The following is a 13,292-nucleotide window of genomic DNA, read 5'->3' on the forward strand; positions in this document are numbered from 1 at the left end:
CGTCCGCAGATATCCGGTGCTGGCCGCCCTCGTGATCGCGGCCCTCTTCATGGTCCTGCCGTTCCTGATCGTCGCGGTCAACGCGGTCAAGTCGCCCGCGGAGTACTCCGCGAACGGGCCGCTCAGCCTGCCCGACGGCCTCTATCTCGACGGCCTGAAGAGCTTCTGGGAGCGGGTCGACTTCGGCCAGAAACTCCTGAACTCCGTACTGATCAGCGGCTCTGTGGCGATCGGCGCGGTCGTCCTGTCGGTCCTCAACGCGTACGCGATCGGCATCGGCCGGATCAAGGGCCGCCCCTGGGTACTCGCCTTCTTCGTACTGGCGAACATGCTGCCGCAGGAGGCCCTGGTCTACCCGGTGTACTACCTGTCCAAGGAAGCCGGCCTCTACGACACCCGGCTCAGCGTCATCATCGTGTTCGTCGTCATCCAGTCCGCGTTCGGGACGTATCTGCTGTCGTCCATCCTCGGCCAGTTCCCGCGCGAGATCATCGAGGCGGCGCAGATCGACGGGGCGAACAAGTGGCAGGTCCTGTGGCGGATCGTCGTCCCGGTCAGCCGCCCCACCATGGGTGTGCTGATGGTCCTGTTCTTCATCTGGACGTGGAACGAGTTCCTGCTGCCGCTGGTCATGCTGATCTCCAACGACAACCAGACGGTGTCGGTGGCGCTCGGCGTCCTCCAGGGCCAGCGCCTGATGGACGCCACGATGACGAACGCGGCCGCTCTGCTCGGCGTGCTGCCCGCCATCGTCTTCTTCCTCGTCTTCCAGCGGACCCTCACCCGCGGCATCGCCGTGGGCGCGGTCAAGTAAGGGGTGTACGGAGCGCATGAAGTTCACCGACGGCTACTGGCTGCTGCGCGAAGGGATCACCGCCGCCTACCCGGTCCAGGTGCTCGACGTCACCTCCGAAGAGCCCGGCACCCTGCAGATCCACGCCCCCACCCAGCCCATCCGCCACCGCGGTGACCTGCTGAAGGGACCGGTCGTGACCATCAGCGCGCACGCCCCGATGCCCGACGTCATCGGTGTCACCCTCACCCACTTCGAGGGCGAGGAGGAGCGCGGCCCCCGCTTCTCGGTGAGCACCGAGGATTTCGGCTCGCAGGTCTCGTACGACGAGGAGCACGCCGTGCTGACGGCGGGCTCGCTGTCCGTGCGCGTGGCCCGTACCGGCCCCTGGCACGTCGACTTCCTGGCCGGCGGCCGGACGCTGACGTCCAGCGGCACCAAGGCCATGGGCATCATGCGGGACGCCGAGGGCGGGCACTACCTGCGCGAGCAGCTGGGCCTCGGCGTCGGAACCTCCGTGTTCGGGCTCGGTGAGCGCTTCGGGCCGCTGGTCAAGAACGGCCAGGTCGTGGACATGTGGAACGCGGACGGCGGCACCGCCACCGAACAGGCGTACAAGAACGTGCCGTTCTACCTCACGGACGCGGGCTACGGCGTCTTCGTCGACCACCCCGGGAAGGTCTCCTTCGAGGTCGGCTCGGAGGTCGTCTCACGCGTCCAGTTCAGCGCCGAGACGCAGTCGCTGACGTACTACGTGATCTACGGGCCGACGCCCAAGGAGATCCTGCGCAAGTACACGGCGCTCACCGGCCGGCCCGCGCTGCCGCCCGCCTGGTCGTTCGGGCTGTGGCTGTCCACCTCCTTCACCACCTCCTACGACGAGCAGACGGTGTCGTCGTTCATCGACGGCATGCGCGAGCGCGACCTGCCGCTGTCGGTGTTCCACTTCGACTGCTTCTGGATGCGCGAGTTCAACTGGTGCGACTTCCAGTGGGATCCGCGGGTCTTCCCCGACCCGGAGGGCATGCTGTCCCGGCTGAAGGAGCGGGGCCTGCACATCTGCGTCTGGATCAACCCCTACATCGCGCAGCGGTCGCCGCTGTTCGCGGAGGGCAAGGCTCTCGGCCATCTGGTGAAGAAGCCCGACGGCAGCGTCTGGCAGTGGGACCTGTGGCAGCCGGGCATGGCGCTGGTCGACTTCACGAGCCCCGCCGCCCGCGACTGGTACGCGTCGAAGCTGGAGGCGCTGCTCGCGCAGGGTGTCGACTGCTTCAAGACGGACTTCGGGGAGCGCATCCCCCTCGACGTCGCCTACGCGGACGGCTCGGACCCCGAGCGAATGCACAACTACTACACGTACCTCTACAACCGCACCGTCTTCGATGTGCTCCGCAAACACAAGGGCGAGGGCGAGGCCGTCGTCTTCGCGCGCTCGGCGACCGCGGGCAGCCAGCAGTTCCCGGTGCACTGGGGCGGCGACTGCGAGGCGACGTACGAGTCGATGGCCGAGTCGCTGCGCGGCGGGCTCTCGCTCGGCCTGTCGGGCTTCGGCTACTGGAGCCACGACATCGGCGGCTTCGAGGGAACTCCGACCGCTGCGCTGTTCAAGCGGTGGATCGCCTTCGGCCTGCTCTCCTCGCACAGCAGGCTGCACGGATCGTCCTCGTACCGCGTGCCGTGGCTGTTCGACGAGGAGGCCGTCGACGTCCTGCGGCTGTTCACCAAGCTCAAGCTGCGCCTCATGCCGTATCTGTACGAGGCCGCGCGCACCGCGCACGCCGAGGGCATCCCGATGATGCGCGCGATGGTGCTGGAGTTCCCGGACGATCCGGGGTGCGCGCATCTGGAGCGGCAGTACATGCTCGGCCCGGACCTCCTGGTCGCGCCGGTCTTCTCCGACGAGGGAGACGTGTCGTACTACGTGCCCGAGGGCACCTGGACGCACCTCCTCACCGGCGAGACGGTCACCGGGCCGCGCTGGATCCGCGAGCGGCACGGCTTCCTCAGCGCGCCCGTGCTGGTGCGGCCGGGCTCGGTGATCCCGGTGGGCGCGGTGGACGACCGGCCCGACTACGCGCACGCGGACGGCATGACGCTGCAGGCGTACGGCCTGGAGCGCGGCGCCCAGGTGACGGTGCCCGTCGGCGACGTGACCTTCACCGTCGTACGCGAGGGGAACACGCTGCGCGCCTCGGCGAGCGACCCGGTGGCGCCCTGGCAGCTGTCGGCCGAGGGGCGGACGGTGCGGGCCGAGGCCGGTACCGGATTCCTCACGCTGGAGCTGGGCCAGGGTTCCTCCGCCACATCCGGCAAGGGCTGACAGGTTCACGACCGCCGAGGGGAAGAAGCCTTGGTCAAGATCACAGATGTGGCGCGGCACGCCGGGGTGTCCCCCAGCACGGTCAGCTATGCGCTGAGCGGCAAGCGCCCCATATCCGAGGAGACCCGCCGGCGTATCGAGGCCTCCATCCGCGAGCTGGGCTACCGGCCGCACGCCGGTGCGCGGGCGCTGGCCAGCAGCCGGTCCAACGTGCTGGCGCTGGTGGTGCCGCTGCGTACGGGCATCCATGTGCCGGTCGTCATGCAGTTCGCGGTCTCGGTGGTGACGAGCGCGCGGCAGCACGACCACGACGTACTGCTGCTCACGCAGGAGGAGGGCGAGGACGGGCTGCGCCGGGTCGCGGACTCGGCGCTCGTCGACGCGCTCGTCGTCATGGACGTCCAACTGCACGATCCGCGGCTGCCGTTGCTGCGCACGCTCGACCGGCCCTCGGTGCTCATCGGCTTCCCGGCCGAGCCTGCCGGGCTGACCTGCATCGACCTCGACTTCGAGGCGGCGGGCCGGGCCTGCGTGGAGCATCTGGCGCTGCTCGGGCACCGCTGCGTGGGGCTCGTGGGGTCGCCTCCGGAGGTGTACGAACGGGAGACGGGCTTCGCCCAGCGCGTCGTCCAGGGCTTCACCACGACCGCCGAGCGGCACGGTCTGACGTCGTCGTTCCTGCCGTGCGAGGCGACCCCGGCGGCCGCCCGGCAGGTGGCGGAGCGTTTACTGCGCGAACAGCCGGCGCTCACCGGGGTCGTCGTGCACAACGAGCCCGTCGTGGAGCCGCTCATCGAGGCGTTCGAGCAGCTGGGGCTGCGCGTGCCCCGCGATCTGTCCGTCACCGCGATCTGCCCCGACGAGCTCGCCGAGCAGATCCGTATCCCCGTCACCTCGATCGCCATTCCGTCCACCGAGATCGGTGCGCGGGCCGTGGAGCTGCTGATGAAGAAGCTCGACCGCGCTCCCGTCCCGGAGGCCACGCTGCTCGCGCCGCGGCTGACGGCACGGGCGAGCTCGGCGCCGCGGCCCGCCCACTGACCGGGCCCGTTGTCTTGCGGCGGCCGTCGCACATCGCGGTACGGCCGCCGTACTCCCCCCACGTAGTCGCATCACTTCGCCCGCTGCAACGACGCAGATCGAAGGAGCCGTAACGTGAGAAGCACGAGCCCACGCAGAGCACGAAGCAGAACGACAACACGTGCAAGACGCGGCGCCATACCGGTCCTGGCCCTGGCGCTGACGGCCGGACTCGGCGCCACCTCCCCCGCGACGGCCGACGACCCGGCCTACCCCTTCCGCGATCCACGGCTCTCCGTCGACCAGCGGGTCGACGACCTGCTCTCCCGTCTCACCCTCGACGAGAAGATCTCCCTCCTCCACCAGTACGAGCCCGCCATCCCCCGCCTCGGCATCCAGTCGTTCCGCACCGGCACCGAGGCCCTGCACGGCGTGGCGTGGCTCGGCAAGACGACCGTCTTCCCGCAGGCCGTCGGGCTCGCCTCCACCTGGGACCCGTCACTGATCAAGAAGATCGGCTCGGCGGTCGGCGACGAGACCCGCGGCTTCCAGCAGGAGCGTCCGGCGGGCTGGGGCCTCAACGTCTGGGCGCCGGTCGCGAATCCGCTGCGCGACCCGCGCTGGGGCCGCAACGAGGAGGGCTACTCCGAGGACCCGTATCTGACCGGCTCGATGGCCACGGCCTACGGCACGGGTCTGACCGGCGGCGACCCCGACCACCTCAAGACGGCCCCCACGATCAAGCACTTCCTCGCCAACAACAACGAGATCCTCCGCGACCAGACCTCGTCCGACCTGCGCCCACGGGTCCTCAAGGAGTACGAGGAGGCGGCGTTCAAGCCCGCGATCGAGGCCGACGCGGTGACCGGCGTGATGTCCTCGTACAACCTCGTCAACGGCCGCCCGGCGACGGTGAACCCGATGCTGGACGACGACGTGCGCGGCTGGACGGACCAGGAGCTGCTGAACGTCACGGACGCCTACGCGCCGGGCAACCTGGTCGGCAGCCAGAAGTACTACGGCACGCAGGCCGAGGCCGACGCAGCCGCGCTGAAGGCGGGCATCGACAGCTTCACCGGGGACGACACCAACTCCGCGCCCACCACCACCGCGGTCAAGAACGCCCTGTCGAGCGGACTGCTCAAGGAATCGGACATCGACGAGGCCGCCGGGCACATCCTGAACATCCGGGTCCGGCTCGGCGAGTTCGACCCGGACGGCGGCCCCTACGGCAAGATCGACAAGTCCGTGATCAACAGCCCGGCCCACCAGAAGCTCGCCCGCGAGGCCGCGGCCGAGTCGATGGTGCTGCTGAAGAACCAGAAGCTGAAGAACCAGGACAAGGCCCTGCCGCTGAAGGCGGCGGACACCAAGAAGGTCGCGGTCGTCGGCCCGCTCGCCGACACCCTCTACACCGACTGGTACTCGGGCACGCTGCCGTACGCCGTGACGCCCAAGGAGGGCATCGCGAACAAGCTCGGCTCCTCCGGCGACGTCACGAGCAGCGAGGCCGTCGACCGTATCGCGCTGAAGGACACGGAGACCGGCAAGTACATCACCGCGGGCACGGACGAGGGCGGCGCGGCGCTGAAGGAGAGCGCGACGAGCGCGGGCACGGACACGCAGTTCGACGCGTTCGACTGGGGCGCGGGCGTGCTGACGCTGCGCTCGGCCGCCAACGGCAAGTACGTCGGCTACAACTGGTCGAACTTCGTCAACGACCAGGCGCAGCCGGGCGGCTGGTTCGTGCAGCAGCAGTTCAAGCTGGAGAAGCAGGACGACGGCACGTATCTGCTGCGGTACGCGGGCTACGAGACCCGGGAGTCCTGGTGGTCGAACCCGGTCTACCTCGGCCCGACGGGCGACGACGGCACGCTCGGCTTCGTCACCAAGGACAAGGCCGCGCACTACACGAAGGACGTGGTCCGCAGCGGCGTCGACGAGGCCGTGGCGGCGGTGAAGGGCAAGGACACGGCCGTCGTGGTCGTCGGCTCGATGCCCGCGATCAACGGCCGTGAGACCAACGACCGGACCGACATGGGTCTAGCCGGCTCGCAGGAGACCCTGGTCAAGGCAGTGAAGGCGGCCAACCCGAACACGGTCGTGGTCGTCGAGAACAGCTACCCGACCACGCTCGGCGACCTCCAGAAGGAGATCCCGGCCCTGCTGTGGACCACGCACGCGGGCCAGGAGACGGGCAACGCCCTCGCCGACGTCCTCTTCGGCGACGTGAACCCGTCCGGCCGCCTCACACAGACCTGGTACAGGTCGGAGTCGGACCTCCCGTCGATCCTCGAGTACGACAACATCAAGTACGACCGCACCTACCAGTACTTCAAGGGCGATCCGCTGTACGCCTTCGGATACGGCCTGTCGTACACGACCTTCGAGTACGGCCAGGTCAAGCCGGTCAACGGCGGCTACGAGGTGGCCGTCACGAACACCGGCAAGCGGGCGGGCGACGAGGTCGTGCAGCTCTACACCCACCAGCGCGTCTCACGAGACAAGCAGCCGCTGAAGCAGCTGAAGGCGTATCAGCGGGTTTCGCTGAAGCCGGGCGAGACGAAGACGGTGAAGCTGAAGCTCGCGACTAAGGACCTCGCGCACTGGGACGTGACGCGCTCCAAGTGGGTCGTTGAGACCGGCACGTACGACGTCCTGATCGGCGCCTCGGCCGACGACATCCGCACCCGTACGTCGGTGAAGGTCAAGGGCGAGACGATCCCGGCCCGGGACCTGACGAAGACGACGCGTGCGGAGAACTTCGACGACTACGAGGGCATCCGTCTCGTCGACGAGTCGAAGGCGAGCGGCACCTCGGTGGGCGCCACGGAGAACGGAGCGTGGCTGAAGTTCGCCGACGCGCAGCTCGGAGCGGGCGCGGGTGAGTTCACCGCGCGCGTGGCGAGCACGGGCTCCGGGACGGTCGAGGTCCGCCTCGGCTCCCCGACCGGCACGCTGGTCGGCACGGCGAAGACGTCGGGCACCGGCTCGACGTACACGTACGACACGGTGACCGCCGACCTCTCGGCCGCCGCCAAGGGCCGCCAGGACGTGTACCTGGTGCTCAGCGACGGCCTGCGGCTGTCGACGTTCTCGCTGCGCTGAGCGGAGCGGGCGCCCGCTGGGCGGACCGGAGCCCTGCCGGATGGCGGCGGGGCTCGGGTCCGCCTGTTGCGGTCTCAGGTCTGCCGCAGCGGGGTCATCGGTGACCGCCTCGGCGGCCCGCTCCACCGACTCCATCACCACACCCAATAAATGCGGCAGCAACCGCCCCAAATGCCTGGAATCGCAAGCCCAGTTGATGCCCAGTTCAGACCGGCTCCGTCACAAGACATCCGACAGAGCCGAATTGCGTGAGCGTCCACAGCCCTGGCCGGGACCCTGGCTCGGTCCGTCACGGGAGCGCCCTCCGGCACGGTGGGGGCCGATCCTTGACGCCTTCTGTGGCCCTGCTTTGCGTTTCCTTGGGCTAACTTCCGTAAGTGTCGTGTCAGTTCTGCTCAGTGTTCATATGCTGCTCACATCCAGCACTCTTTCCCCACTCGGTGGGTAACGGGAGAGGTGCGCGTTCCGGCACGAGGGGGAACCCGTGAGCAAGGAACCAGCGAGATCATCGAGGCGCAAGGCCGCAGGGATTGCGGCAGCGGTCCTCGCAGGGGTGATGGTCGGGTCCGGCGTGGCCTGGGCAGCGACGACGGACAACATGTTCCCGACGGCCTACACCCTGAGCTACTGCTTCAACCAGGAGGTCGGCGGTAGCGGCCAGGCCTGTCAGACAGACGATGCCGACGTCTACTACTACATGGACAGCGCGGGCGAGTACGAGCTTGAGCCCCGAGACCGGACGATCGTCGTCGACATGCTCGCGAACGAGTACGCGCCGACGGACCTCGCCCGGCACTACGACTCGACTCCGGTGTTCTCCGGTGCGGGCGAGACCGACATCATCTACCAGGAGGGCTCCACCGGTCTGCCATCGAGCGCCGACGGATCCACCTGGTGCAACGACGCGTCCGCCGCTGACAACGAGGAGTGCGATCAGCAGTACATCCGCATCCGAGGGAACGACACTTACAGCCCGGGGCTGTCCTGCCACGAGACCGGGCACGCGGTCGGACTCCAGCACGGCAATTACTCTGATCCACAGCTCCTCATGGACGACACGCGGCTGGGTTGTCTTGCCAGTCCCGTCGGCTACTTCACGGGGCTGGGTGCCAACAACGTCGAGAACATCAACGCCACCTACTGAGGAGCGGACTTCGTGAGATACCGGATACGTCTTGCTCTCGCGGGCGCCGCTGCAGCGATGGTGGCATCAACCGTAGTTCTGGCGGCAGCTCCGGACGGCCCCAGGTCAGGGCAGAACATCATCCTGGGCCAGGGCTCGGATCACCTCCCGAGCGAAACGGCCTCGGACTGGGTCACCTATGCCGACCACGTTGTCGTGGTCACCGTCGCGGGCGAGCAGGAGATACCTCCAACCGAGCTGGAGGTCGCCAGAGGCGAGGGGGTCATCGGCAGGGAATTGACCCTCGAAATCGAGCAGGTTTTGTGGTCCCGAGACGGAGCCCCGCAGGCTCCCTCCACATGGAACTACTCGGCCGTCGGCTATGAGTTCAAAGACGGTGACACCAGCAACCGCACGAAGATGGCGTTAGCGGAGCGCCCCCGTGTCGAGTCGGGCCACCAGTACGTCATGGCCATGGTCTGGGAGGAGGCCGAGTGCTCGGACGGTGACGAGCCGGCACCCGCCCAGTGGCGAGGGCTCGGCGAGGGGTCAGAGGTCCCCTTCGATAACGGTGTGATCGGGCAGGGCGAACTGGCAGGCGTGACCCGTAGTGCGTCGGTGGCACGGACCGCCGCCGCGGACACCACGGGGTCCTTGGAGGCCGAGCTGGCAGGACAGGGTGCGCAGGCGCTGGTCGCAGCACTGCAGTCAGCTACGCCTGAGGAGTCCAGCGCAGTGTCTCGGAGCAGCGCTGTCGCCGAGAGCTGCAGTTGAGGCAGTCGCTTAGGTAGAGACAGACGGGGTGGTCGCGGTTCCTCCAGGGCCCGCGGTCGCCCCGTTCTCCATGTTGATCACCGGAGCGACCGAACGTTTCGGGCAGTTGTTCCGTCCGGTTGTGAGAAGGGGGACACAGTGACGAGAAAGCGCGCCGCCCGGCAGGATGCCGACATCGCCAGGATCCGTGCCGTCCTCGTGCTGGGAGGCGTCCCGTGGGGCGACCTCGATGACGGAGTCCAGGAGGTCCGGCTCAGACTTTTGGAACGGCAGGCGGCGGATCGGGAGTTGGTTCGTGATCCGGCGACTTGGTGTGCGGTGGTCGCCTCGCGGGTGGCGGTGGACTGGCATCGCGAGCGTGTGCGGGCAGATGGGCTGCGCGCACGCCTGGCCGCGCAGTGGGACCGCTCCTCCAGTCCGCACGTCGAGGACGATCGGGTTCTGGCCTTGACGGTTGCCCGCGGTCTGGACGAACTCACCGGCGTACAGCGGCAGGTGCTGACCCTGCGCTACTACGCAGACCTCCCGGTACGTGACATTGCTCGCCTGCTCGATGTCCCTGAAGGCACGGTAAAGAGCCGGCTGCACAGCGCCACCGGCGCCCTGCGTGATCGGCTCGACGAAAGGGAGAAGGAGGACCTGTGAACACGACAGATAGCCCTGGCCCGTACGAGGATGAACGGATTCGCAGGGCCTTCGCCCTCATTGCAGAGGAGGCCGGGAAACCCTCCGCCATGCCGCAGACACAGCCGACCGGGCAGAGCCCCCACCGCCGACCCCGCCTGTTGTTGGCAGCCGTCGCCGCAGCGGTCGTCTGTGTCGGCGTGGGTATCGGCATCGCGTTCCCGGGCGACGGAGGCGAGCGGAAGGAAGGTGGCGCTCAGAGGGCCGCCGACGGGCAGGGGCAAACCTTGCCCGAGGCCATCGCCTGCGCCCCGGTGATTGCACGCGGCGACATCGCTTCAGTGTCGGAACCTACCGCCGACCACATGATCACCTTCACTTTGGACGTACAAGAGTGGATCAAGCCATCGGCAGGGAAGAACACAGTCCGCCTCACGGTCATTGACCCCGCATACGCGGACCCCAAGGACACATTGAAGGCCGGTCAGCACGTGCTCGTCATGACACCGCAGCTCACCTCGCGGGCAGCCGGCATCTTCCGTGATAAGAGGGCCGACTACTTCGAGAAGTTGATCCGAGACGCCATGGGCAAGGCCGCGCACACCACCTGTCCACCGGAATGGCGTGCGCGGTAGCCGTCCGGGTTCGCATCGGAGTCACCAAGTCCAGCTACGACCGCCCGTTCCATCAGCGGGCCGGGAAATGGTCGCGACGCCGCCCTGATCAACGGCGGTCTCCCGCTGATCCGCGCGGAGTGGCGGGCCGTAGCGGATGTCTGGGAGTTTCTCCGTGACTCGCTGGACTACCCGATCTCGACACTGCTGGTCTCCGCGGAGCGCTGACTGGCCGCGGAGTTTCCGCAGGCGAAGAGCAGGGGAGTCCTACGGGTCATCGGCACCGGGGAGCGGACATTCACCAACATCGCGCGTGCCGCCGGCGGTATCGCCCACGCCACTCTCACGAAAGCGACGGATGTCCTGATCGAGAAGAGGGTGGTGGCGGCAGGTGCAGCTGCAGCTGCAGCATCATCGCGTCGTACAGGGGCGCGTCAGGGAACGCTTCTAGCTCGCCGAACCACTCATAGCCCCACGCCTCGTACAGGGCCCGCACCTTCGGATGATCTCGCTCGACCAGGAGTGTTACGCGTTCCTCCGGCCGACCGCGCAGCAGCTCGTCGTGGATCTGCCGCGCCACCCCGGCGCCGCGGAACTTCTCGATGACCATGAGCTCAGACAGGGCGAACGTGCGGGCCCCCGTCTCGACAGTCGCCCCCTCGGTAACGGGCATGCGCAAGCCGTTCCACCAGCGGGTCTCCGCCTGCAGGGTGCAGCCGTAGGCATAGCCGACCGGGGCATCGTCGAGGTAGCCGACGACAGCGGCGAAGCCAGGCACTTCGGTGTTCCAGCCGAGCCGCTCGTCGAACCGGGCAACGCTGTGGAACTCCTCGCCGAGCCGGTCCGCGTAGATCTCCGCGTATACGTCGAGGAGCTTGGGCCGGATGTCACCGAGTCCTGCCGCGTCCCTGCGTTCCAGTCTCAGCCCGTCCACGATCACGCTCCCGTCTGTCGTGTCTGCTCAAGGAAGTCCGCCGCCGCGGGTACGTGTGCGTGCTGGCGCATTTGCTGCCGCAGGTCGCCGAGTTTCCCGCGGATTCGTTCACTCTGTACGCGGCTGGCTATCGCGACTGCCTTGCCGGCTTCAGCGGCGGCATGCTCAACGTCCCCGCCATCGAGGAGCGCCTGCGCGCGCTGCACCGTGTAGTAGACCCGGTTCCGCTCGAAGCGCGGCTCAAGCATCCCGAGTGCGGCGGCAGTGAGTTGCTGGGCGCGTGCATGCCGCCCGAGCGCCTGGTGCGCTGCCCCTGCGAGGCCCGTGAGCTCCGCCGGGGTAAGGAACGACAGCCACGCAGCGGGCTTGCCCTGGGCGCGGCCGTAGGCCGTCTCAGCTCGGGAAAGGGACCGCTCCGCACGTGTGCGGTCGCCGGTGTGGGCGTGGCCGACCGCTTGGCGGCAGTGGAGCAGCGCCATCAACCACGGATCACCCTTGGCCTGCCGCGTCTCGACGGCGGCGCGACCGATCCGTAGAGCCACTTGGTCGCGGTTCAGCAGCCGGGCCTGCATCGCAAGGTTCGACCAGACGCGCGCCTGCAACATGCCGTCCCCAGCTAGCATCCCGGCCTGCAGCGCTTCGTTGTAGAGGCTGGTCGCCTCCGCCTGCCGTCCAGCGTCGTATGCGAACCAGCCCGCCGACGCGGCGAGATCCCCCGCGGCCGCGTACAGGTCACGTTCGACGCGTTCTCCGTAGGTGCACTGGTTCAGCGCCTGATGGACCTGTCGCAGGGCCTGCGCAGCGACCTCGTGCAGGGCTCCGCCGCCCAGAGCGTGGTCGTGGTTGTACAGGGCCGGGACGATGGCACGGATCCGCTCCACGTCCCCCGTACCGAGTCGACCCGCGGAGGGCAGGGCGTCAAGGCCGAGGGCTGCAGCCAGGCCGACCGCAATGAACTCCCGTCGTCGCACCGGATGCTCCTCCTTCACGGGTGTCGGCCGCCGGGGCGGCGCAGGAACGCGTGACGACTTGCGCGGGACGAACCCCATGGCCTCCGGGCTGCGGCCGAAGATTTCCTGTAGCGGCAGGAGGTAGCGAGACCAGGGCCATTGCACGTCGCCTGTGATCCAGCGGCGGACGTGCCGGTCGGTGCACTGCGTGGGCTTGCCGAACATGTCCTCGGCGGTCTGGTTGACCTCATCGGCTAACTCGGCGTGGGTATAGCCGAACTCGATCAGCAGTGCCTCGAACTTGATGTTCCGCTGCTCGGCCACGGTTGCCCCCATCGTGCGCCTGCGTCTCTCGACGGTAGCCCTACTGTCATCAGCCGTTCAGTAAAACTGTCCGGTCGGCTGCCGGTAACTCCCCAAGTTCTGTCCTGATGCCCGACAGCACACTTCCGGTTTCCTCGATGCCATGACGAGAGGCAGCGGACTCAAGGAAGCGGACGCAACACGCGAGCAGGTCTACCCCCTACCGCCGGTGAGCACGCTGTCCGAACAGCAGGTGCGCGGCAAGGCCTGCGTGTGGTGCGCAGTCGCGCTCGACAACGGCACGGCCGTCGACCTCGGGCCGCGAGCAATGAAGGTCGTCGACGACCAGGCGCGGTGGTTCCCACGCAGCTGCAGCTCCTGCGCAGAGCCACACGCCTATCGAGCCCTGCTGGATCACAGCCAGAGGTGCGAGCAGTGCGCCGATGACCAATCTCAGTGCCAGGAAGGCACGGCCTTGCGCTCTACGGTGAAGGAGGCCCGGTGATGAGCGGGGATCGCATGATCTGCTGCCGCTGCCAGCAGGGCATCAAGCCCGGCCAGCCGTTCAACGTGCACGTCCACGACCGCGGGTCCGCGGCACCGCTGACCAACTACAGCCACAAAGGCAGCTGCCCTAGGGCGCGTATCGAGTCGTGATCAATGGGTGGTCCGGGTGAGGTCTTTGAGCCAGATCATCGAGGCGCGCAGGTGGAGTCCGGCGAGATAGCT

12 protein-coding genes and 1 pseudogene are annotated in these 13,292 nt (G+C 68.0%); 11 read left to right on the forward strand and 2 right to left on the reverse strand.

Annotated features, from left to right (window positions below):
* Positions 1 to 49 precede the first annotated feature (49 nt).
* From ACWD4J_RS10665 to ACWD4J_RS10705, 9 genes and pseudogenes are all read left to right on the forward strand, one after another.
* Complete coding sequence (locus tag ACWD4J_RS10665) at positions 50 to 814, forward strand: carbohydrate ABC transporter permease (protein WP_451394987.1); 765 nt, start codon at positions 50 to 52, stop codon at positions 812 to 814.
* A gap of 16 nt (positions 815 to 830) precedes the next feature.
* Entirely contained in the window at positions 831 to 3,113 is a 2,283-nt protein-coding gene (gene yicI / locus ACWD4J_RS10670; protein WP_451394956.1) for an alpha-xylosidase, read from the forward strand.
* A gap of 30 nt (positions 3,114 to 3,143) precedes the next feature.
* Positions 3,144 to 4,154: a LacI family DNA-binding transcriptional regulator gene (locus ACWD4J_RS10675; RefSeq protein ID WP_451394957.1), complete on the forward strand. Its 1,011-nt coding sequence runs from the start codon at positions 3,144 to 3,146 to the stop codon at positions 4,152 to 4,154.
* Between the two features lie 114 nt (positions 4,155 to 4,268).
* Positions 4,269 to 7,241: a glycoside hydrolase family 3 C-terminal domain-containing protein gene (locus tag ACWD4J_RS10680; protein WP_451394958.1), complete on the forward strand. Its 2,973-nt coding sequence runs from the start codon at positions 4,269 to 4,271 to the stop codon at positions 7,239 to 7,241.
* Between the two features lie 484 nt (positions 7,242 to 7,725).
* Positions 7,726 to 8,385, forward strand: coding sequence for a hypothetical protein (locus tag ACWD4J_RS10685; protein ID WP_451394959.1), 660 nt, complete (start codon positions 7,726 to 7,728; stop codon positions 8,383 to 8,385).
* A gap of 12 nt (positions 8,386 to 8,397) precedes the next feature.
* Positions 8,398 to 9,138 (forward strand): hypothetical protein, encoded by a 741-nt coding sequence (locus ACWD4J_RS10690; protein WP_451394960.1) that lies wholly within the window; start codon positions 8,398 to 8,400, stop codon positions 9,136 to 9,138.
* 138 nt (positions 9,139 to 9,276) lie between these two features.
* Entirely contained in the window at positions 9,277 to 9,783 is a 507-nt protein-coding gene (locus ACWD4J_RS10695; RefSeq protein ID WP_451394961.1) for an RNA polymerase sigma factor, read from the forward strand.
* On the forward strand, positions 9,780 to 10,397 hold the full coding sequence (locus ACWD4J_RS10700) for a hypothetical protein (protein ID WP_451394962.1): 618 nt from the start codon (positions 9,780 to 9,782) through the stop codon (positions 10,395 to 10,397). The genes ACWD4J_RS10695 and ACWD4J_RS10700 overlap by 4 nt, the downstream gene beginning before the upstream one ends.
* 57 nt (positions 10,398 to 10,454) lie before the next feature.
* Positions 10,455 to 10,766 (forward strand): annotated as a pseudogene (locus tag ACWD4J_RS10705) (ATP-binding protein); the annotation flags it as partial.
* Here ACWD4J_RS10705 and ACWD4J_RS10710 read toward each other — a convergent pair.
* Positions 10,720 to 11,316, reverse strand: a complete 597-nt coding sequence (locus ACWD4J_RS10710) for a GNAT family N-acetyltransferase (protein ID WP_451394963.1) — start codon at positions 11,314 to 11,316, stop codon at positions 10,720 to 10,722. The pseudogene ACWD4J_RS10705 and the gene ACWD4J_RS10710 overlap by 47 nt on opposite strands.
* Positions 11,313 to 12,584 carry a hypothetical protein gene (locus ACWD4J_RS10715; protein WP_451394964.1) on the reverse strand — a complete coding sequence of 424 codons (1,272 nt, stop codon included), beginning with the start codon at positions 12,582 to 12,584 and terminating at the stop codon, positions 11,313 to 11,315. Before ACWD4J_RS10715 ends, ACWD4J_RS10710 begins: the two co-directional genes overlap by 4 nt.
* A 208-nt stretch (positions 12,585 to 12,792) precedes the next feature.
* Between ACWD4J_RS10715 and ACWD4J_RS10720 the strand changes: the two genes are divergently transcribed.
* Both ACWD4J_RS10720 and ACWD4J_RS10725 read left to right on the forward strand, forming a co-directional pair.
* Positions 12,793 to 13,068: a hypothetical protein gene (locus tag ACWD4J_RS10720; RefSeq protein ID WP_451394965.1), complete on the forward strand. Its 276-nt coding sequence runs from the start codon at positions 12,793 to 12,795 to the stop codon at positions 13,066 to 13,068.
* Positions 13,068 to 13,220, forward strand: coding sequence for a hypothetical protein (locus ACWD4J_RS10725; RefSeq protein ID WP_451394966.1), 153 nt, complete (start codon positions 13,068 to 13,070; stop codon positions 13,218 to 13,220). Before ACWD4J_RS10720 ends, ACWD4J_RS10725 begins: the two co-directional genes overlap by 1 nt.
* Positions 13,221 to 13,292 lie beyond the last annotated feature (72 nt).

It is taken from the genome of Streptomyces sp. NPDC002577 (genome assembly GCF_053594815.1).

Bases quoted from the DNA above. Each gene is read 5' to 3' on its own strand.
- ACWD4J_RS10665 (WP_451394987.1), top strand. From the start codon at position 50: ATGGTCCTGCCGTTCCTGATCGTCGCGGTCAACGCGGTCAAGTCGCCC.
- yicI (WP_451394956.1), top strand. From the start codon at position 831: ATGAAGTTCACCGACGGCTACTGGCTGCTGCGCGAAGGGATCACCGCC.
- ACWD4J_RS10725 (WP_451394966.1), top strand. From the start codon at position 13,068: ATGAGCGGGGATCGCATGATCTGCTGCCGCTGCCAGCAGGGCATCAAG.